The organism is Bartonella sp. CL63NXGY (genome assembly GCF_042194905.1).
In the GTDB taxonomy this organism is placed as follows: Bacteria; Pseudomonadota; Alphaproteobacteria; order Rhizobiales; family Rhizobiaceae; genus Bartonella.
In genome coordinates this window covers 45,163-65,684 of the sequence record NZ_JBHINK010000007.1, presented here as the reverse complement: position 1 = coordinate 65,684, position 20,522 = coordinate 45,163, and the positions used below count along the sequence as shown (strand labels likewise).

At 37.3% G+C, this 20,522-nt stretch carries 15 protein-coding genes and 1 other RNA gene; 14 read left to right on the top strand and 2 right to left on the bottom strand.

Annotation, left to right across the window (positions count from 1 at the left end; translation table 11 throughout):
* Positions 1–282: 282 nt before the first annotated feature.
* Positions 283–1,335, top strand: coding sequence for a DUF475 domain-containing protein (locus ACFIK0_RS05235; protein WP_375663616.1), 1,053 nt, complete (start codon positions 283–285; stop codon positions 1,333–1,335).
* A 440-nt stretch (positions 1,336–1,775) separates the two neighbouring features.
* Here the strand turns inward: ACFIK0_RS05235 and pncA are convergent, their stop codons facing one another.
* Both pncA and ACFIK0_RS05225 read right to left on the bottom strand, forming a co-directional pair.
* Positions 1,776–2,384, bottom strand: coding sequence for a bifunctional nicotinamidase/pyrazinamidase (pncA, locus tag ACFIK0_RS05230; protein ID WP_375663615.1), 609 nt, complete (start codon positions 2,382–2,384; stop codon positions 1,776–1,778).
* A gap of 46 nt (positions 2,385–2,430) precedes the next feature.
* Complete coding sequence (locus tag ACFIK0_RS05225; protein WP_273790794.1) at positions 2,431–2,967, bottom strand: hypothetical protein; 537 nt, start codon at positions 2,965–2,967, stop codon at positions 2,431–2,433.
* Positions 2,968–3,128: 161 nt separating this feature from the next.
* Here ACFIK0_RS05225 and ettA point away from each other — a divergent pair, with 161 nt between their 5' ends.
* From ettA to murD, 13 genes are all read left to right on the top strand, one after another.
* A complete protein-coding gene (gene ettA / locus ACFIK0_RS05220; RefSeq protein ID WP_375643447.1) occupies positions 3,129–4,778 on the top strand; it encodes an energy-dependent translational throttle protein EttA in 1,650 nt (549 codons plus the stop codon).
* Between the two features lie 674 nt (positions 4,779–5,452).
* Positions 5,453–6,391: a methyltransferase domain-containing protein gene (locus tag ACFIK0_RS05215; protein ID WP_273790792.1), complete on the top strand. Its 939-nt coding sequence runs from the start codon at positions 5,453–5,455 to the stop codon at positions 6,389–6,391.
* Between the two features lie 683 nt (positions 6,392–7,074).
* A complete protein-coding gene (locus tag ACFIK0_RS05210) occupies positions 7,075–7,296 on the top strand; it encodes a hypothetical protein (RefSeq protein ID WP_375660735.1) in 222 nt (73 codons plus the stop codon).
* Positions 7,297–8,993: 1,697 nt separating this feature from the next.
* Positions 8,994–9,371, top strand: coding sequence for a hypothetical protein (locus tag ACFIK0_RS05205; protein ID WP_375631184.1), 378 nt, complete (start codon positions 8,994–8,996; stop codon positions 9,369–9,371).
* Between the two features lie 1,357 nt (positions 9,372–10,728).
* Positions 10,729–11,238, top strand: a complete 510-nt coding sequence (locus tag ACFIK0_RS05200) for a lytic transglycosylase domain-containing protein (RefSeq protein WP_375631183.1) — start codon at positions 10,729–10,731, stop codon at positions 11,236–11,238.
* An 83-nt stretch (positions 11,239–11,321) separates the two neighbouring features.
* Positions 11,322–11,712, top strand: an RNA gene (gene rnpB, locus ACFIK0_RS05195) — RNase P RNA component class A.
* A gap of 264 nt (positions 11,713–11,976) precedes the next feature.
* On the top strand, positions 11,977–12,975 hold the full coding sequence (gene rsmH / locus ACFIK0_RS05190) for a 16S rRNA (cytosine(1402)-N(4))-methyltransferase RsmH (RefSeq protein ID WP_273790788.1): 999 nt from the start codon (positions 11,977–11,979) through the stop codon (positions 12,973–12,975).
* Positions 12,972–13,376 (top strand): hypothetical protein, encoded by a 405-nt coding sequence (locus tag ACFIK0_RS05185; RefSeq protein WP_273790787.1) that lies wholly within the window; start codon positions 12,972–12,974, stop codon positions 13,374–13,376. The genes rsmH and ACFIK0_RS05185 overlap by 4 nt, the downstream gene beginning before the upstream one ends.
* On the top strand, positions 13,376–15,118 hold the full coding sequence (locus ACFIK0_RS05180; protein WP_375637659.1) for a peptidoglycan D,D-transpeptidase FtsI family protein: 1,743 nt from the start codon (positions 13,376–13,378) through the stop codon (positions 15,116–15,118). The genes ACFIK0_RS05185 and ACFIK0_RS05180 overlap by 1 nt, the downstream gene beginning before the upstream one ends.
* A gap of 23 nt (positions 15,119–15,141) precedes the next feature.
* Entirely contained in the window at positions 15,142–16,593 is a 1,452-nt protein-coding gene (locus ACFIK0_RS05175; RefSeq protein ID WP_375631181.1) for a UDP-N-acetylmuramoyl-L-alanyl-D-glutamate--2,6-diaminopimelate ligase, read from the top strand.
* The gene (gene murF, locus ACFIK0_RS05170) at positions 16,590–18,011 is read left to right on the top strand and encodes a UDP-N-acetylmuramoyl-tripeptide--D-alanyl-D-alanine ligase (RefSeq protein ID WP_375631180.1); all 1,422 of its coding nucleotides are present in this window, start codon (positions 16,590–16,592) and stop codon (positions 18,009–18,011) included. The genes ACFIK0_RS05175 and murF overlap by 4 nt, the downstream gene beginning before the upstream one ends.
* 21 nt (positions 18,012–18,032) lie before the next feature.
* Positions 18,033–19,103, top strand: coding sequence for a phospho-N-acetylmuramoyl-pentapeptide-transferase (gene mraY, locus ACFIK0_RS05165; protein WP_273790783.1), 1,071 nt, complete (start codon positions 18,033–18,035; stop codon positions 19,101–19,103).
* A 4-nt stretch (positions 19,104–19,107) separates the two neighbouring features.
* Positions 19,108–20,502 carry a UDP-N-acetylmuramoyl-L-alanine--D-glutamate ligase gene (gene murD, locus ACFIK0_RS05160; RefSeq protein ID WP_375663614.1) on the top strand — a complete coding sequence of 465 codons (1,395 nt, stop codon included), beginning with the start codon at positions 19,108–19,110 and terminating at the stop codon, positions 20,500–20,502.
* Positions 20,503–20,522: the final 20 nt, after the last annotated feature.

Sequence of the window (20,522 nt, the reverse complement as noted above, 5' to 3'; positions counted from 1 at the left end):
ATAATGTCAATATTATAGCTTTAATTTCTTTTTATTTTTTTATTTTCGTGGATAGAAAGCAATCTTTCACTTATTGTATTGACAATTGATATTCACTTCAAAACAAAATTCCTTGTTTGCTACATTTGTCTCTTGCTTTTTTTGAGAGAATTTTCATGTAACTTTACCATATATATTCTATACACCTCTGCATTAATAGATGCAACTTTAAAGAGATGCAAACTTTGGATTTGTACTGGGTGTGCTTTAGATGAAGTAGAAAATAAACTTTGAGGAATGATCATGGCCCTATTACGCTATTTTGGGTTTGCTTTTTTTTTCACGATTATTGGTGTCTTTTTAGGAGGGGTTATTGGTTGGTTTGAGACGGAAAGTATTACTGGTTTTCTTAAATATTTTTTTATTTGCGTTGTTTTAGGAATTTTGGAAATTTCTTTATCTTTTGATAATTCTATTATCAATGCGCGTGTTCTTAGTAGAATGAGTCCATTGTGGCGTCGTCGTTTTCTTATATGGGGCATTTTGATAGCTGTATTTGGGATGCGAATTGTTTTTCCATTATTGGTGGTTGTCGTTGCTGTTGGGATTAATCCAATTGCGGCAGTCAAATTAGCGATATGGGAACCACATCGATATGCTGAAGTTTTAACCGATGCGCATATGGGGATTGCTGCTTTTGGAGGAACTTTCCTTATGATGGTTGGCTTAAAATATTTTTTTGATTCTGAAAAAGAGGTGCATTGGCTTAATGTTATAGAGAGACCTGCTCAAAAGTTTGGGGCGCTTGTTGGAATTGATATTGCAATTGTTTTGATTTTGATCTTATTTGTTTCAGGTCAGATTGACGCAGAAAATAAAATAACTTTTTTATTGGCATCCCTTTATGGACTTTTGACCTTTATCGGTGTTGAAGTTGTTGGTCATCTCTTGGATACTCCTCAAAAGACTTTAACAACAGTAGCTCACGGGGGAGTAGGGGCGTTTCTTTATTTAGAAGTTCTTGATGCTAGTTTTTCTTTCGATGGCGTGGTTGGTGCTTTTGCCTTTTCACATAACCTTTTTATTATTGCGATAGGTCTTGGTATCGGTGCATTTTACGTTCGTTCTATGACAATTATGTTGGTTGAATCGGGAACATTATTGCATTATCGTTATTTAGAGCATGGTGCTTTTTATGCAATTCTAGTTCTTGCAGTGATTATGTATCTGCAAACGATCATATCGGTTCCTGAAGTTTTAACAGGACTTGTGGGAATCTGTATTATTGGAATGGCATTATATTCTTCGATTCGTTTTAAGAATCGTCAATTGTATAAACATGTTGTGTCTAAGTAATGGAGATTTTCACGCTTTTGTTGATCGCATATCTTTGAATAAAAAGAGGTCTTTCATGCAAAATAAAATACTATTTTATTGCTTATTTGCGTTTTTTAAAGTTGAGTTCATTGCATGATACTACCCATGAAGGGAATAATGTACAATCTCTAGGATACTTTTTGACCTAAATATAAGACAGAAAGTTGATGTTATACTTTTTACCAGCTTTCAATATTATGACAAGCTCTTGCATTTAATGGGTCATAAGAAGCATTCTTACTGTTTTCTTGAATGATTTATTCATACATTGATTCTCTTTGTAACGTGTAAGAGAATGTTTTTGAAACAGGTTTGAAATGAGAGAATTTACGATATTCTGGACTCTTACTTAAATATGTGTAAAATAACTTATCCTTTATAAATCAGTGTATTATAATGGTAGATTAGAGAAGGATATTTTAAGAGACCATTAAAAGTTCTATACCAGCTTCGTTCATCGTTTTAAGCATAGTGTTTAGTGATCCGTTTACATCAATACCAGCACAGGCATTTAATGAAACACTGACTTTAAAACCGCATTGTATAGCGTGAAGAGCAGAAAATCCGACACAAAAATCAGTTGCTAAGCCACACATAATGAGCTTAGTAAAACCATGTTCTTTGAGATAAACTTGTAAACCTGTTGGTGTTTTTTGATCATTTTCAAGAAAAGCAGAATAGCTATCCATTTTTTGATTATAGCCTTTTCTAAGGATAAGTTGTGCCTTTTCTACTCTAAGAGATGGATGGAATTCTGCTCCTTGTGTTCCTCGTATGCAATGATCAGGCCAAAGTATTTGAGGACCATAGTCAAGAATGACTGTATCATAGGGCTTTTTTTCAGGATAGCAGGAAGCAAAGCTGCAATGGTTTTTGGGATGCCAGTCTTGGGTTAAGATAACGTGGTCAAAATGATTTATGAGATTATTGACGGCGGGTAAAATAGCATCACCTTGTGGTACGGCAAGTGCTCCACCTAGTAAGAAGTCATTTTGAACATCAATGACGATTAAGGCTTTTTTTTCCATAAATATATTCCTATACGAGATGAGCTTTTATCGTATTTTTAAAAAGCTATATATCGTCTTGAAGTTTTGAAATGATGTGCTGGATATTGATATTATTTTTATAATTATCAAGCCAAAAGAGGGGGATGGATAAGTTTTTACAATTGGTTTTATAGTTTTTTACGAATTGTAACCACGTACCAATGGGAAGTGCACTGTATTCATTTGTTGCTACGTGTTGATGCAAAGCTTTCATGATCATTGGGCTTGGGACGTCAGATCCCATAAGGCGGCGGTCGTTTTGTAAACGTAATTTAAGCCATATCAAGGCAAGGGGTGAGGTCCATTGCTTTCCGTAGCAAAAAATCGATGAAAAAAGAGAAGGATTTTTTACTGCGTAATATAAAGCCCATAAAGCGAGAAAAGAAGGCGCATAGAGAATTGCTTTTCTTTGTGGTACCATATTACATTGATAAGTTGGTTTAATACGATAAAAATACAATGTTATATCTGGTATGGAAAAGAGAGGTAATGTTTGATAACAGGTTTCAGGTACAGCTAAAAAGATTTGCTTTTTGCTTTTTAGGGAGATGTTTTTTTGCATTCAGGACCATACTGGGGCTTGTGAGATTGGAAAAAATGTACCAATATAAAGCGAAAAGCTTTTGATACGATGTAAGTGCTATTTACTGTACAGTTTCAAAAAGCAAAAGCAGTTTTTTCAAAATCCTAATCTTTAATATCGCACAATATAAAGAGAAATTTATGGCACGTCAATTTATCTATCATATGGCTGGGCTTAACAAGTCTTACGGCAATAAAAAAGTTCTAGAAAATATTCATTTGTCTTTTTATCCAGATGCAAAGATCGGTATTTTAGGGCCAAATGGTGCGGGGAAGTCAACTATTTTACGTATTATGGCTGGGCTAGATAAGGAATATACGGGAGAAGCATGGATTTCTGAAGGAGCACGCTGTGGTTATCTACCACAAGAACCTTTGCTTGATGCGAGCAAAGATGTGCGTGGCAATGTAATGGAAGGTGTTGCAGATAAACAGGAAATTCTTGAGCGTTATAACGAATTGATGATGAATTATAGCGAGGAAACGGCTGATGAAAGTGCACAGCTTCAGGACATTATTGACAGTCAAAGTCTTTGGGATTTAGAAAGTCAAGTGGAAATGGCTATGGCTGCTCTTGGTTGTCCGCCAGCCGATGGGGATGTAACAAAACTTTCGGGTGGTGAGAAGCGGCGTGTTGCACTTTGTAAATTGCTTTTGTCAAAACCTGATTTATTACTTTTGGATGAACCGACAAACCATTTAGATGCTGAAACGACGGCTTGGCTTGAGAGGCATCTACGTGAATATCCAGGGGCTGTGCTTTTGATAACCCATGATCGTTATTTTCTCGACAATGTAACGGGTTGGATTTTAGAGTTAGATCGCGGTAGAGGTATTCCTTATGAGGGGAACTATTCTGCTTATTTGGGGGCTAAAGCCAAGCGTTTGGCTCAAGAAGGCCGTGAAGAGGCAGCGCGTCAACGTGCTTTATCACGTGAGCAAGAATGGATCGCTTCTAGTCCAAAGGGGCGACAAGCAAAGTCAAAAGCTCGGATTAAGGCTTATGATGAGTTGGTTCAAGCAGCCCGTGAGCGCCGTCCTGGAGAGGCACAAATTATTATTCCTATTGGAGAAAGATTAGGACAGGTTGTTATTGAGGTTGATAATCTCTCTAAAGCTTATGGTGAACGTGTATTGATTGATTCTCTTTCTTTTAAACTTCCTGCTGGTGGCATTGTCGGCGTTATTGGGGCCAATGGTATGGGAAAGTCGACCTTGTTTAAAATGTTGACGGGACAGGAACAGCCCGATTCAGGTCAAATACGTATCGGTGAAACAGTTCACATGAGTTATGTGGATCAGAGTCGCGATTCTTTGGTGGGGGATAAAACTGTTTGGGAGGAAATTTCTGGTGGAAATGACATTATTAAATTAGGTAAATATGAGATGAATAGCCGCGCTTATTGCGGGGCTTTTAATTTCAAGGGGGCAGATCAGCAGCAGAAGGTGGCAAATTTATCAGGAGGGCAGCGCAATCGCGTACATTTGGCGAAACTTCTAAAAGAGGGGGGGAATGTGCTTCTTCTTGATGAACCGACAAATGATCTTGATACTGAAACATTAGGTGCATTGGAAGATGCATTGGAAAATTTTGCTGGTTGTGCAGTTATCATATCGCATGATCGTATGTTTCTTGATCGATTGGCAACACATATTTTAGCCTTTGAAGGTGATGGTCATGTAGAATGGTTTGAGGGTAATTTTGCTGAATATGAGGCTGATAAAGTTCGTCGTCTTGGGGCGGAATCTCTTAATCCTAAGCATGCAAATTATAAACCTCTTACACGCTAGAAATTTTTTTCTTATCTCAACTTTGTTGGAATAATAGTGTACTTTATTGCGTTTGTTATTTCATAAATAAAGTGTGTGTACTCTGTGTAAGTTTTTATTCATTAAACAAAGAGTAAGAGACACTTTATGAAATTATGACCTAAATAGGGTTATTCTACTCATGATATATAACCGGTTATTGCTTGTAAAATTGAAATGAAAAGGAGGGGATGAAGAGTATAGTACTATTTCTACAAATGCTCTGGTCATTGAGCATTATTATCTTTACTTAATAAAAATGCAAGCTGGCACTATCATGTTATTTATTTTTTCTCAATGGTATGCAGTTCTTGTTTTGAGGTGGGTATAAAAGATATTTTTATCCATATGTCCCCTCCGTTTATGAGCTGTAAGAGAATGATTTGGATTGATTTATCATGAATAGATTTGAAATGAGAAAAATTTACGGTATTCCGGTTTTTTATTCAAGTTAACAATGAATGAATTATTATTATAAATCAATGCATTCTCATTATAACGAGCTGCAGGGAGATAAGATCTGTTCGTTTTTTACATTAGCCTATTTTTTTCATAGTATGATAAAATAGAGAGAACAAAATAGATGAGAATATGCGTTGTATGCTTGACTTTTTTTCCTATAAACAAATGTTTATAGGAATGTTTAGGGGATAATTATGCAAAAAAGTGCAAGTTTAGATGCAATGATTGTGCTGCTGAAAGCGGTCGCAGAAGTAAGCCATTTACGTGTTCTTACGCTCTTGCGTCATGAAGATTTAACAATTCCTGATTTTATTTTTATTCTTGATCAGTCGCAAGCGTGTATATCACGATATTTACGTTTCTTGTACGAAGCTCGATTGATTGAGCGTTATCAGAAGGGAGATAGCCTTTATTTTAAGCTTTGTCATGATTTTTGGGGTAAAGACATTGTGATGGGTGTTCTTTCGGCTTTGCCAAAGCATGATGTGTTGTTAGCGCATGATTTAGAACGTTTGAAGGATGTCAAAAAGCAGCGTCAAAAAACGAGGAAGAAGCATTTCTTACAAAATACGTTGCAATGGGATGTATTACGGTCATCCTATATGGCAGATCAGGGTGTAGAAAACGCTTTACTTGAAATCATTGGCGATAAACCATTTCAGACGATGCTGAATATTGGAAGAGGTGGAGGCTCTATCTTAAAATTGTTTTCTAATCTTTATACGCATGCGGTTGAAGTCGTGCTTGATAGCAATGTTTTGCACTTGTCTGTTGGAGATACAACTTTTGATTTAGTTATTCTTCATTGGGTTTTACATTTTCTTGAAAATCCTGAAATATTCCTTCATGAAATATCAAGAGTTTTGCGTCCTCATGGCCGTTTATTGATTGTGGATTTTGGTTATCATGAAATTGAGCCTTCATATTCCGATCAAGCGCATATGCGTCTTGGATTTTCGGCTTTACAAATAGAACAATGGCTTAAAAATGCGGGACTTGTTCTAGAACAAACGGTTTGTCTTACTCCTATACAAAATGAAAACAGTGAGGAGGGTATGGTTACGCTTTGGCTTGCTCGTGATCCGCGTTTATTGGTTGACGATATCAAAGATAAACAAGTAGATTTTGCATAAATCGCGTTTGTTAACGTGCTTTATTCTCTGATTTTTCTCAAGGAATAGCGTAGAGATAAAACTTTATTCAATCATTGATAAGCTATTGTTTTTTACATTTGTATTATGTTTTTATATGGGAGTATTGGTGTTTTATAGCGGCGTGTAGGCTGTATAATGAAAGCACTTTTTATAGAGTTAAGCCTATGAGGACATTATTTAAGGTGTCTTGATATCATATTTATGTTATTAGCCAATATATTGATTTTAAAAGATCATTGATTTTTTTAGACTCAATGAGAGGTTTGAATACAGGAATATTTTTTCATTTCAAATTTCCTGTTTCAGAATCCAAAAGAGTCTGTTTGTCTGTTACAAAAGAAGGTATTTATCTTAATGATACCGTTTGTAAAAGAAAATACATCTTTGCGGCTGCAATATGATATAATGCCGCACAATATAATATAGTGATGGCTCATACCTTCATAAATGTCAAAGGTGGTGTGTCCAATAGTCTTAAAATATCTCTTTAAAACAGGTTCTTAGATAAGAAATGCCTTGGAACTTTTAGTGAGGAGTGCAAAAAGATGCTCTAAAAAGACGAAAAAGTAAAAAGGTGAGGCAATGCATGATTTTCATTATTTAAAATACAGCGTTATGAGCGTGTTTGAAAGTCGTAAAGGCAAATGAAAGGGATGGTAAAGATGGCAATAGTTTTATCTTTGGGCTTTTATGTTTCTTCCAAAATGAATGATGGCTTTTTTAAGATTTCTCAACCAGACGTAAATATTTTTACTCTAATTGGGCGTATAAAAGCTGGGATTTTTCACATGGCTCTCATTTGCTCTAATCTTTATCTCAAACATATTGCTATGTTTAGAGCAGGTGTTGATTTACAAGTAATAGAAAAAGTAAAAGCTTGGTAGATGACGCCATAAAATTACTCATAAATTGGTAATGGATTGGAGTGATATTCTGAATTTTAAAAACATTTTGTACAACAACGGTTATAATAACGCATCTGGCTTTACGTTTATTTCTTCCTATAAGCATTCATATATGGTGTTCATCTATGTGTTTTGCATTATATTCATAAAAATAAGATCGGCGATGATCTATGGATAGTCCGTGGCTGAAAGTAGGAAAGAAAAGCGTGATATTACACTAAAGTTTCGTATCTCTTTATCATGAGAAGTTATGAAGGTTATTAAATAAGTCCATTGTTCTTGCCAAACGTATTTTTTTCTTTTTATGTTTGCCGCTCATCTTATGACGCAGTCCGTGGGTATAGCGTAAAATTGATAGGGCACCATCGTCTTTAGTTTAAGTGAAAGTTGTAAGCCGGCATTATCGTTTTATGTTTTTTATCCATACGCTTCTTCTTGTTTGTGATGTGCGATAGTATGGCTATTCATTGCTTCAATAGACGAAGATTGAAAATAAGGGAACCTTACGTTCTTGAGATCTCTCATGTAAATTGTAAATGATGAGTTATGATTGTAAATCAATGAATTGTTTACGTTAGAAGAACAGACTATACAATTTTTTATCACAGAAACTACTGTGTGTATTATTTTACGGGATCATTTAAATGATAGAGATTAAGAGAAAATGTCTGCATTGATTTCGGTTTGTTATGTTAAAATGCGTTAGGGACTGTTGGTTATTGTAAAATGATTTATCGTTATTTGGAATGACGATGGGGCGTGATTCGAAACAAATACCTTCAGAGTTCTCATTTTTTCATAAGATTAAGCAGTTTAAATTCTTCATTGATTTTTACATGAGGGATGTAACAATATTTTAATGATCATTTACAGCAATTTTTTATAAAAATAGATAAGATTTTATTTCTCTAATTTATTGTTTTATATGAATAATTCATAGATTTCTTGCAAGAAGATGTTTTTCATTTTTTACGGTTATTTGTGTAAGATTTTAAAAATCTACGTTTTTCTTTTTGTGGTGATTGCTGTTGGAAAAATGATTCTACTTTTACGTAGTTTGATTTTTATAGGGTGGATACGTAGAAATTACTGTTTTTTTTTAAATTATGATCATCAGAGTTATGAAAGAAACTATTTAAAAGTTATAATGATCGTAGATTCTAATTGGTGCTTCTAGAAATAAAATTGCTTCAAATTGGGTCATTTTGAACTTTTTTTGCCTAAATTTAAACATTTTTAAATAATTTATAATTCTTTTATGTTTTTTTGCGTAGAAGATGATAAGAATTTCTTGTTGTTTAAAAAATTTTATTCCATAGCAAGAATATTGCATCGGCTATCTTAGTGGTTGATGTAAGAGGACAATCGGGGAACCTCCTCCCCCCCCCCCCGCGTGGATCCCCTAGATTGTCTGGCCTGACTGAGGATTTCCTCAGTCAGGCTTTTTGTAATTATTTTAGGAAATGTAAAGTGTTATTAGGGGGGAAGTGTAAGATCTGTTATTGTTTCGCCTATAGTACCTAAATACATAGAGGGGCGGGTCTTATTGGGCGGAGAGTGTTAGCGTATTCATTTTTAATAATTTGATTTTTCTTTATTGAGGCATTGTTGAATGCTATAAGGGGAATCATAAAAGGAATCTATGTTTGTATTCTGTGATCTTTAGGTAAGAGATAATGGGATCTTTTTCGCATCGTATTATTTTTATTTTATTCGTATTTTTTATTTTTGGCGCTGTCTTTTTTGCTTCTCGAAGTGGTGTTGTTTATCAGTTTTTTTCCGGTCGTTCTTCTTTTTCTTCTCAGAAGCTTGATGTAACAGAGGAGGAGTTGTTAGAGAGATTGTCCGTGTCTTTTCCAGATATTATCAAGCATCTTTCTAAGATGGACCCTCAACAGCAAGAGTTGTTTATTGCGCAGCTGCGTCGTGATGTAATTGCGCTTGCTGCTAAAAGTGGTCAGAGTCGTGAGCAGGCTCAAAAATCTGGTGAAACTGTTGCTATGGCTCTCTCAAAAGCGATTTCTCGTCCTTCCATTGCTAATGCTTATTTTTAGCTATTTTTTAATTGCGCTTTTGGGTTTTAAAGGAGAAAGAGCTTTTCGTGAAGTTTTGAAAAGTGTGAGGAGATAATCAATTTGTAAGATAATTAACAAATTTATCTTACTCAAAAGGTATGCAGTCGGAGTATAACGGTAATGTTGCAATCATTACAGGAGAGATAGAAAATCTATCAAGGGTATTGGTCAAGTTAATTGCATTATCAATCGCTACAATGACAAAAGCAGTATTGACTATAATAAAATACGTTAATCGCATTTTATATGCCAGTTATTTTTTTATTTGATATGAGAAAATAAAAATTTTTTAAAGGATTTAAGCTTTCTTTGTTCTACGGATTTTAGGATATTTATCCACTTGTATGATTTCTGAAATGAGGTGCAAGGCTGATAAGGTGATAGTCTGTGACAAAGAAAAAATATTTGAATGAAGATGAGAGGTCTATTTTTATTTAAAAAGGCGTTGGGGGTATTGAGTTTTCTAACATTTTTCAAAAAAACAGACACAAGTAATTGTTAGGCTTTATTGTAGAGACAAAGACGGATATAACTTCTTTAGTATATTGTTTTATAATGATAAATTATCATTATTATATTGAATAAGAATCTTAAGAATTGTAAAATTTTCTCATTTTAAATTTATTCATGGTGAAAAAATCAAAATTAGTTTCTAGTACACTACCAGTGGGAGGACTGTGTGGATAACAGCTCTTTTAAAAAGGAATTAAAAAGCTTCTTTGAGACATCTTGAGAGCTAAAAGTCTGTTGCAATATTTTGAATTGGTAAAGAGTATGATGGTTTTAGTATATTTATGAATTTTTTATGTGCGATAATGGGGGATTTGTTTTGTGATTTGTTGAGGTTTTATCGGATATAAAGAGTGCTGTGGGTGTTTTAACCAGAGAGAAGCGTTGATAGCGGTTTATATTTTTATGAAACTTTCTTGATATTGAGCATCTCCGGTAAAAAGATGCTCTTGTCTCTCTTACTTTGTGGGATTGATCCCAATAAAAAAATTAATAATCTTATGTAAAAAATATTACATCTAGTTAAGATGCTATTTTTTTAATATAAAAATTAAGTGATACAATAGCGATAGCAGCAATTTATAGATTATATCATTTTATTTAATACGCTATAAGATTAACCATAGTTTCTTTATTTTTTTATTTTATGATATAGAGAAATCTATGATTTCTGAATAAAGAGATATTCTTTTGTTACATGATTTTATCTTGAAATTGTCTTACTCTTTCCTTTTTCAAGCCGTTCTTTTGCTTTCTTTTTTTGTATAATACGTTTGCAAATTACTTGCGGCTAGAATTTGAGAATGTTTGAGTGAAGAGAAAGAAAATGCAATTTTTGAAAATCTTGTTAAATACAGCGTGTGCTGTATTTTTTGTATTTGACATAAGTTGGACTCATAGTGTCTTAAATGTTTCGGAATCAGGAGAAGCCTCAGTGATTGTTGCTCCTAAGATTCCTGATCGCCCTTATGAGTTTCTTATTCAGAAACTTGCGAATAAATATAATGTTCCCGTTAATTTAGCACATGCTGTTGTAAAAGTTGAAAGTAATTATAAGGCAGGTATAAAGGGGGCTGCTGGCGAAATAGGTTTGATGCAAATTAAACCCTCTACGGCACGAGGGTTGGGCTTTAGTGGTTCTGTACAGGATTTGTACGATCCTGCGACCAATCTTGAATATGGTATGCGTTATTTGGCACGGGCGTATAAACTCAGTGGTGGAAGTACGTGTGGTACAATCCTTAAATATAACGCAGGTCATGCTGCAAAAAAAATGAATTCCATTTCGGCGAAATATTGCGCAAAAGTGAAAACTTATCTGGCTTCATTAAAATAAAAACATCTGTTGAGAGAGGTTTGTCATAAAATATTTTAAGATGCTATTTTCATTGAGCAGAAAATGTTTTATAAATTAATGCGTCAGTCGGCTGGGCAGCCGCGCTTGTCTGATGCTGAAATATGGCAGGTGAGGAAAGTCCGGGCTCCATGGAAAGACGGTGCCGGGTAACACCCGGCGGGGGTGACCCTAGGGAAAGTGCCACAGAAAGTAAACCGCCTATTTTTATAGGTAAGGGTGAAAGGGTGGAGTAAGAGCCCACCGCGCATTCAGTAATGAATGTGGCAAGGTAAACCCCACCGGGAGCAAGACCAAATAGAAATGACGTGCAAAATTTAATTTGCAGCCGATTTCCGGGCGAGTCATTCGGGTAGGTTGCACGAGGCGGATGGTAACATCCGTCCCAGATGAATGGTTGCCATGTAAAGTGTAAGCTTTACTCTACAGAACCCGGCTTATAGGCCGACTGATATTTCATGATGATACGCGATATTTTATAAGATCAATTATATATGATCTTTTATGGAGTCTATGTGTTTGAAATGGACACTTGAGCAAAGAGTGTTTTAAAAAATTATAACATTTCTTTAAGTATAATGCGTTAGGATCTGTTTTGGGATAACTTTAGTTTTTTCGTTCATTGTGATTAATATGAAAGTTGAAGGCTAGGTTATTCTAAGATCAGTTGCCATGAGAGAGCTGTTGATTTGAGACAGCATAACTTCAAGACGGATTATTTTGATAAATCAGGATCAAAGAGCTGAACGCCATATTCCAGTGTTGTTGCAGCCAGTTTTGACTGGGCTTATGCCATTGGTTGGAGCAAAAGTAATTGATGGTACCTTTGGTGCTGGTGGTTACACGCGCGCTTTGTTAAAGGCAGGGGCACAGGTGATCGCTCTTGATCGTGATCCTCATGCTATCAGTGCAGGACAATCGCTTGTTGAAGAATTTTTTCCACGTCTTCGTTTGGTCCATATGGCATTTTCACAGCTCGATCGTGTCGTTGAAGAGAAGGTGGATGCAGTTATTTTGGATATTGGTGTCTCTTCAATGCAGCTGGATGAAGCAGAAAGAGGTTTTTCTTTTCAAAAAGATGGTCCATTGGACATGCGAATGGCTCAGACTGGTTTTACAGCCAGCGATGTTGTCAATCATTTAAAAGCAAGGGATTTGGCACGTATTTTTAAGATATTAGGAGAAGAGCGTTATGCGGGGCGAATTGCACGGATGATTGAAAAGCGTCGTGTTGTACAGCCTTTTTTGCGTACAGGTGATTTGGCGTATGCTATCGAAGCGTTGATAGGACGTAAACCGGGAGATCGTATTCATCCAGCAACACGTGTATTTCAGGCTCTTCGTATCTATGTTAATGATGAAATTGGTGAATTGGCATGTGGTTTATTTGCTGCTGAACGCGTTTTAAAAGCTGGAGGCCGTTTGGGGGTTGTCAGTTTTCATTCTCTTGAAGATCGTATGGTCAAAAGATTTTTTTCGGCTCGTTCTGGAGAATGTATGAGATCACGCTATCTGCCTGAAATGAAGGCTGCTCCAGCAACATTTTTTCCTTTGTTTAAAGGTGGGATCACGGCAACTAAAGAGGAGTTACAGAAAAATCCTCGTTCACGTTCTGCGAGGTTGCGTATTGGTGTACGGACTGAAGCAGAGGCTCTTGCAGCAGATATGAAATTATTTGGTTTAGCAGAGATTGCCAGTTTTGAAGGCAGCAAAAAATGACAGTTTTTCGTACATTTGATATGATTTTAGTGTTGATTATGATTTGTATGGCAGGACTTACTTATAAGGTAAAATATGATGTTCAAAAACGAATGAACGAAGTTCTTCATCTTGAGCATGAAATTGCTGCAGCAAAAAATACGGTAAGTTTGCTTCATGCTGAGTGGGCTGTGATGATAAGGCCTTCACGCATGCAAAAACTTGCGAAACGTTATCAGAAAGAACTTGGGTTAGAGGTTATACAGCCGCGTCAAATCGTGGAGTTTAAAGACATTCCGGTACAGGTACATGATCAAATTGAAGAAGTGATTAAACAAAATATCTTGGAAGATAATCAGGATATTTTGACAAATAATCGAGCTTCTCAGATCAATAGTGTTGTCCAAAAAGGCGCGCAGTAATGAAATCGACTTTTTTATTCTCACAGAAGAAAAAGCGCTTAAAGAATTCGTTGAATAATCATAATGTTTCTGTTCGTCGTCCCTATTCTAGTCGTCCACGTTTGCTTTTTTCGTTGTTCTGCTTTTTAATTTTATATGGAATCATGGGGGCTTGCCTTATTTCTTATGGGTTGGAAGGTGGACAGATTGAAGAAGCAAAGGGGCCAGGAATGCTTCAATTGATGGCACGGCCTGATATCGTTGATCGTAATGGTCGTTTATTGGCAACAGATATTAAAACTTATTCACTTTTTGCTGAGCCACGGCGTATTATTGATGTGGATGAAACAATTGAATTGCTCTCAACAGTTTTGCCTGATCTTAATTGGCAGGAAACCTATAAGCGCTTAAAAAGAAAATCTGGTTTTTCTTGGATACAGCGTGGGTTAACACCAATGCAGAAGACGCAAATTATGGCTCTTGGTATACCAGGAATTGGTTTTCGGACTGAAATTCGTCGTTTTTATCCTGATGGACCTGTAACTTCTCATATTCTCGGTATGGTGAATGTTGATAATCAGGGCATTGCAGGTATGGAAAAATACATTGATGATGCGGGGCTGAGTGCTTTGCGTGCCGCTGGTCTTGCCATGGAAGAATCATTAAAACAAGTTCAGCTTTCGATTGATGTGCGTGTTCAGTCAATTGTTCATGATGAACTTATTCAGGCTATGAAGCGTTATAAGGCAATTGCTGCAGGAGCTGTTATTTTAAATATACATACGGGGGAAGTTTTGGCTTTGGCATCACTACCAGACTTTGATCCTGGAAATCCTGTTGAAGCTTTAAAAAGTGATCGTCTCAATCGGATGACGGCAGGAGCTTTTGAAATGGGATCGATCATTAAAAGTTTTACGACCGCTATGGCTCTTGATTCCGATATTTTTCATTTAAACAGTATTATCGATGCTTCAAAGCCAATAAAAGCAAGTAGTGGCTATACTATTCATGATTTTCATGGAAAAAATCGACCCTTAACGTTATGGGAGGTTTTTATTTATTCTTCTAATATTGGTTCTGCTAAAGAGGCGTTGGCGATAGGGATTGATAAACATCGTGGTTTTTTGCAAAAACTTGGATTACTGGATCGTCTCACAACAGAGTTGCCTGAAGTTGCCCACCCTATTGTGCCAAATCATTGGAAGGATATCCATTCTATGACGATTTCTTTTGGGCATGGTATGGCAACAACACCCTTGCAAACAGCTGTCGGGGCTGCTGCTTTAATGAATGGTGGTTGGTTAATTGCTCCGACATTTTTAAAACGGCCAAAAGAACAAACTTTGCATCATGCAAAACGGGTTTTGCAGGCTAAAACAAGTCAAAATATGCGTTACCTTTATAAATTAAATAGTGATATTGGTTCTGGACGTAATGCAAAAGTTGAAGGTTATCGTGTAGGTGGTAAGACAGGAACAGCTGAAAAAGTTGAAAATGGAAAATATTCTAAAACAAAAAATTTTAATAGTTTTCTTGCTGCTTTTCCTATTGAGGATCCTGCTTATGTTGTTTTAACAATTATTGATGAACCAAAGCCTGCTGAGGGACAGCGTTCAGCAACAGCGGGGATGAATGCTGGACCAATGCTTGCTAATATTGTTCGTCGCACAGCTAGTTTTCTTGGTGTAAAACCCGATTTTAAAAAAGAATATGAGCCTCTTTTAAGTAAAAAGAGCAATTCAAGTTTCGTTAAACAACGGTAAAATGAATATAAAGGTGCGTTATCATGTTGTTGGGAACAGTTTTTACAGAATGCGTTGAAGATGAAAGTCTTTCTTCAATAGAAATAACAGGAATAAGTGCGGATTCTCGACAAGTTTTGCCAGGCTATGTTTTTGTTGCTGTTCAAGGAAAAAAAAGTGATGGAAGACACTATATAGATGATGCGATAAAGCGTGGTGCACGAGCAATCGTTACAGATTGTCATGCTGTTCTTGAGGATTTATCTGTTCCCATTTTACGTGTTTCTAATGTTCGTCATAGTTTAGCGTTGGCAGCAGCACGTTTTTACGGTTCTCAGCCTGAAACGGTCGTTGCTGTGACTGGTACAAGTGGTAAAACATCAGTTGTCTCTTTTCTTCGGCAAATTTGGACTTATGTTGGATTTTGTGCTGCGAGTATAGGAACGGTTGGTGTCGTTTCTCCTAAACGGAATGTTTATGGTTCTCTCACAACACCTGATCCGGTCGTCTTGCACCGTCTTCTTTATGAAATTTCTCATGAAGGTGTGACACATGCAGCTCTTGAAGCTTCTTCGCATGGGCTTGATCAAGGGCGACTTGATGGAGTCCGTTTAACGGCTGGTGCCTTCACCAATTTAGGGCGAGATCACATGGATTATCACACGGGGGTAGAGGATTATTTGCGGGCTAAAATGAGGTTATTTGATACACTTTTGCCTGTATCTGCTCCTGCTTTGATTTTTGCTGATGATGTCTATTCACAAAAGGTTATTGATGTTGTCACACAAGCGCGTCGCCGTGTTTTGACAATTGGTCGTAAGGGGCAATTTATCACGATTAATCGTGTCGAACATCAACGCTCAAAACAGTGTATTGAGTGTCGTGTGGAAAACAATATTTATACATTTGTTTTGCCTTTAGCTGGAGATTTTCAGGTAGCCAATGCGCTTATGGCAGCGGGGTTAGCAATTGCAACGGGTGCTTCACCTCGTAAGGTTTTTTCTGCGCTTGAAACTTTGCAGGGGGCACCTGGGCGATTAGAGTTTGTGGGAAAGACAGAAAATAATGCGCTTGTTTATATTGATTATGCCCATAAACCAGAAGCTTTGGAGCAGGTTTTGCTTTCTGTTCGTCCCTTTACGCAAGGGCGCTTGATCGTTGTTTTTGGTTGTGGAGGAGATCGTGATCAAGGAAAAAGACCTTTGATGGGAAAAATTGCGGCGGATAAAGCGGACATTGTTATTGTAACGGATGATAATCCTCGCACAGAAATGCCAGAAAAAATACGCAAGGATATTTTACAGGCGGTGCCAACAGCAATAGAGATAGCAGATCGTGGTGAGGCTATTTCTTACGCGGTGGAGCTTTTGAAAGTTGGTGACACATTAATCATTGCTGGAAAAGGTCATGAGGATGGCCAAATTATAGGGCAGACAACTTATCCTTTTTCAGATCGTCTGAAAGCGATAGAAGCTTTAGAGGACCGAAAGAAATGACAGCTTTATGGGATAAGCAAGCACTTGTTGCTGCAATTAATGGTGTTGTAATGGGAAGCATGCCAGAAACTTTTTCTGGGGTTTCCATTGATAGCCGTACTCTTGCGGAAGGGGATGTTTTTTTCTGCATTAAGGGGCATCATCTTGATGGTCATGATTTTGCTGCGCAAGCTTATGAACGAGGTGCAGGCGTTCTTATCGTTGCGGAACACCGTTTGAGGGATATGAAAAAGATATCGGCTCCACTCATTGTCGTTCCTGATGTTTTGCAAGCCTTAGAACAACTTGCACAAGCTGCACGCAAACGTTCAAGAGCTAAGATTATCGCGGTAACAGGATCAGTGGGAAAAACAACGACAAAAGAAGCTTTGAAACAAGCTCTTGCAACTGCTGGGAATGTTCATGCGAATCTCGCTTCTTTAAACAATTGCTGGGGGGTTCCACTCACTTTAGCGCGGATGCCTATGGAGAGTGATTATGGTATCTTTGAAATTGGTATGAATCATAGAGATGAAATTCGCCCTCTGGTCAAACTGGTTTGTCCGCATGTTGCTCTCATTACGCATATTTGTGCAGGACATATGGGTTTTTTCAAAGATCTTGAAGAAATAGCAAAGGCAAAAGCTGAAATTTTTGAAGGATTAGATGAAAAAGGAATTGCCATTTTAAATGCGGATAGTGATTTTTTTTCTTATCTCGTTCAAAAAGCAAAGAAATGCGGTGTAAAGAAGATCTTAAGCTTTGGTGAGACTAAAGATGCTGATTATCAAGCGCGAGGTATACGTCTTCTAACTGATAGTACTTCTATGATTGTGCGTATTGGGGGGCGGGATAGGGAGGTTCAAATTGGTGCTCCAGGACGCCATATTGTGCAAAATAGTTTAGGGGTTATTGCTGCTTGTGATGCTATGGGGGTTGAGTTAGAGCCTGTTTTTCTTTCTTTTCGCCATTTTTCTTCTCAAAAGGGGCGAGGTGTTCGTTATCAATTGTCTTTATCAAATGGGGGTGAATTTTATCTCATTGATGAAAGCTATAATGCAAATCCTGCTTCTATGCGTGCTGCACTTGAGCTTCTTGCTACAGGACCTGTAGGGAAAGAGGGGCGGCGAATTGCTATTTTAGGGGATATGCTAGAATTAGGGGAGTATAGTGAAAAGCTTCATCGTGATTTAATAAAACCAATACGTCTTTCCGGTGCTAATCCGGTTTTTCTATTTGGTGAGGCGATGAAATCTTTAGTCAGTGATTTGTCTACTGGTGTTAAGGTTCATTATGCTGAAAATATTGAGAAAATTTTACCGCTTCTTTTAGCAGAAATTTCTTCTGGGGATCTGCTTATGGTTAAATCATCCAATAGCCTTTGTTCATCAAATATTGTGACTGCATTGCTTGATCGCTATAAAGCGGTTTCTTCATAGTTTTAAGAGGTTTTTTGTACAATGATGCTGTTTTTTTCTTCGTTTAGTGATTGGCTTCCAGGTGTGAATGTATTTCGTTATATTACTTTTCGCACGATAGCGGCTATGCTTACTTCGGGACTTATCGTCTTTTTGTTTGGACCTAGCATCATTGCTTCTCTTAAATTGCGGCAGGGTAAGGGACAACCGATTCGTGCTGATGGTCCTCAAACACATTTTAAAAAGGCTGGAACACCTACAATGGGTGGATTGATGATTTTAACCGGCATTGTGGTATCGGCATTTTTGTGGTGTAATTTATCGAATATTTACTTTTGGGTATCGCTATTGGTTATGCTTTCTTTTGGGGCAATTGGATTTTATGACGATTATCTTAAGGTCACAAAACAAACAGACAAAGGATTTTCTGGGAAAGCACGGTTAAGCTTAGAGTTTTGTGTTGCCGCAATTGCGGCTTTTGTTATTCTGAAAATTGGCTCATCTGGATTCGCTTTGCCTTTTTTAAAAGATTATCTTATCAATTTGGGCTGGTTTTTTATTCCTTTTTCTGCGTTTGTCATTGTCGCGACGGGTAATGCGGTTAATTTAACGGATGGACTCGATGGGCTTGCTATTGTTCCTGTGATGGTTGCAGCTTTATCTTTTGCTCTGATTGCTTATCTTTCTGGTAATATGAATTTTGCTGATTATCTCCAAATCCATTATGTATCGGGTACAGGTGAATTGGCTGTTTTATTGGGAGCTGTTGTTGGGGCAGGGCTTGGTTTTTTATGGTTTAATGCACCACCTGCAGCTATTTTTATGGGAGATACTGGTTCATTGGCTCTTGGAGGACTCTTAGGGACTGTTGCGGTTGCTACGAAACACGAAATTGTTTTGGTTCTTATTGGTGGGCTTTTTGTTGTGGAAGCTTTTTCGGTCGTTATTCAGGTTGGTTATTTCAAATTAACAAGAAAACGCGTGTTTCTTATGGCACCGATACATCACCATTTTGAGAAAAAAGGCTGGACTGAAAGCCAAGTCGTGATACGCTTTTGGATTATTTCGATTGTTCTCGCTCTCATAGGTCTTTCAACACTTAAATTGCGGTGAGAATGTGATTTCTGTTGCGTGTTATAAAGGTCAAAAAGTTGCTCTGTTTGGATTGGGACAGTCTGGACTAGCAACGGCACAAGCATTGATGTGTGGTGGTGCAGAAGTGGTGGCGTGGGATGATAGTCCTTCAAGCGTGCAAATGGCTTTTCGGCACAATATTCCAACACGAGATCTCCGTTATGAAGATTGGTCAGAATTTGTTGCATTGATTGTAGCTCCTGGAGTTCCTTTAAGTTATCCTCAACCCCATTGGGTTGTTGAAAAAGCACGAAAAAAAAATATAGAAATTATCGGTGATATTGAATTATTTGTTCGGGCGCGCCATCAATTTTTACAGCATTATGGTTTTTGTGACAAAGACGTTCCTTTCATTGCGATTACGGGGACGAATGGGAAGTCAACCACAACATCTTTACTTGCGCATTTGTTGGAAAAAATGGGCTATGATGTGCAGATGGGGGGAAATATTGGAAAGGCAATATTGACGCTTAAGCCCTTTGTTAAAAAACGTATCTATGTGATTGAATGTTCATCATTTCAAATTGATCTTACTCCCTCTCTTCAGCCGACTATTGGACTTTTATTAAATCTCACACCTGATCATATTGATCGACATGGAAGTTTTGCCTGTTATGTGCAAACCAAAAGGCATCTGATTGCTCAGGCTTCTCAGGCTTTTATTTCAGTTGATGATGCAGCTTGCCGGGTTTTATATCAACAGTTACTTCATGAGGGGAAGCAAATTGAGGCAATTTCCAAGGATCATTTTGTTGAAAATGGTTTTTATGCAGATGGGACCAAGCTCTTTTCTGTTCGTCAAGGACAGCGTCATATGCTTGCAGATCTTGCTCCTATGGCGGTGTTACGTGGGAGTCATAATGCGCAAAATGCCCTTATGGCATTAGCAACGTTGCAGGCTTTAAAAATAACCGATCCTTCTATGAACAAGCATTTAGCAAGTTATAAAGGGTTGGATCATCGTATGCAGCAGGTGCGTAAAATGGGGGCGGTTTTGTTTATCAATGACAGCAAGGCGACTAATGCAGATGCAACAGCTCCTGCGCTTTCCACCTTTAATGATATTTTTTGGATTGTTGGGGGACAGGCAAAAAAGGGAGGAATAGAGTCTCTTAGAGAATTTTTTCCTAAAATTCGTAAAGCCTATTTGATTGGGAGCGCGGCGGAAGAATTTGCTCGCACTATTGGATCTTCTTTTCCCTTTTCTATGAGCTTAACTTTGAAAAATGCGGTGCGTGAAGCAGCTGTTGACGCAATAGGCTGTAAGGCAAAAGAGGTGACGGTTCTTTTGTCACCTGCTTGTGCAAGTTATGACCAATTTAAAAATTATGAAATGCGAGGCGAAGCATTTGTCTCTTTTGTGATGCAGTTACAATAAAAAAAGCATCAATTATAAAA

What these genes read in the sequence shown, in the direction of transcription:
- ACFIK0_RS05235 (WP_375663616.1), top strand. Translation starts at nt 283, where the DNA reads ATGGCCCTATTACGCTATTTTGGGTTTGCTTTTTTTTTCACGATTATT.
- pncA (WP_375663615.1), bottom strand. Translation starts at nt 2,384, where the DNA reads ATGGAAAAAAAAGCCTTAATCGTCATTGATGTTCAAAATGACTTCTTA.
- ACFIK0_RS05225 (WP_273790794.1), bottom strand. Translation starts at nt 2,967, where the DNA reads ATGCAAAAAAACATCTCCCTAAAAAGCAAAAAGCAAATCTTTTTAGCT.
- ettA (WP_375643447.1), top strand. Translation starts at nt 3,129, where the DNA reads ATGGCACGTCAATTTATCTATCATATGGCTGGGCTTAACAAGTCTTAC.
- ACFIK0_RS05215 (WP_273790792.1), top strand. Translation starts at nt 5,453, where the DNA reads ATGCAAAAAAGTGCAAGTTTAGATGCAATGATTGTGCTGCTGAAAGCG.
- ACFIK0_RS05210 (WP_375660735.1), top strand. Translation starts at nt 7,075, where the DNA reads ATGGCAATAGTTTTATCTTTGGGCTTTTATGTTTCTTCCAAAATGAAT.
- ACFIK0_RS05205 (WP_375631184.1), top strand. Translation starts at nt 8,994, where the DNA reads ATGGGATCTTTTTCGCATCGTATTATTTTTATTTTATTCGTATTTTTT.
- ACFIK0_RS05200 (WP_375631183.1), top strand. Translation starts at nt 10,729, where the DNA reads ATGCAATTTTTGAAAATCTTGTTAAATACAGCGTGTGCTGTATTTTTT.
- ACFIK0_RS05185 (WP_273790787.1), top strand. Translation starts at nt 12,972, where the DNA reads ATGACAGTTTTTCGTACATTTGATATGATTTTAGTGTTGATTATGATT.
- ACFIK0_RS05180 (WP_375637659.1), top strand. Translation starts at nt 13,376, where the DNA reads ATGAAATCGACTTTTTTATTCTCACAGAAGAAAAAGCGCTTAAAGAAT.
- ACFIK0_RS05175 (WP_375631181.1), top strand. Translation starts at nt 15,142, where the DNA reads ATGTTGTTGGGAACAGTTTTTACAGAATGCGTTGAAGATGAAAGTCTT.
- murF (WP_375631180.1), top strand. Translation starts at nt 16,590, where the DNA reads ATGACAGCTTTATGGGATAAGCAAGCACTTGTTGCTGCAATTAATGGT.
- mraY (WP_273790783.1), top strand. Translation starts at nt 18,033, where the DNA reads ATGATGCTGTTTTTTTCTTCGTTTAGTGATTGGCTTCCAGGTGTGAAT.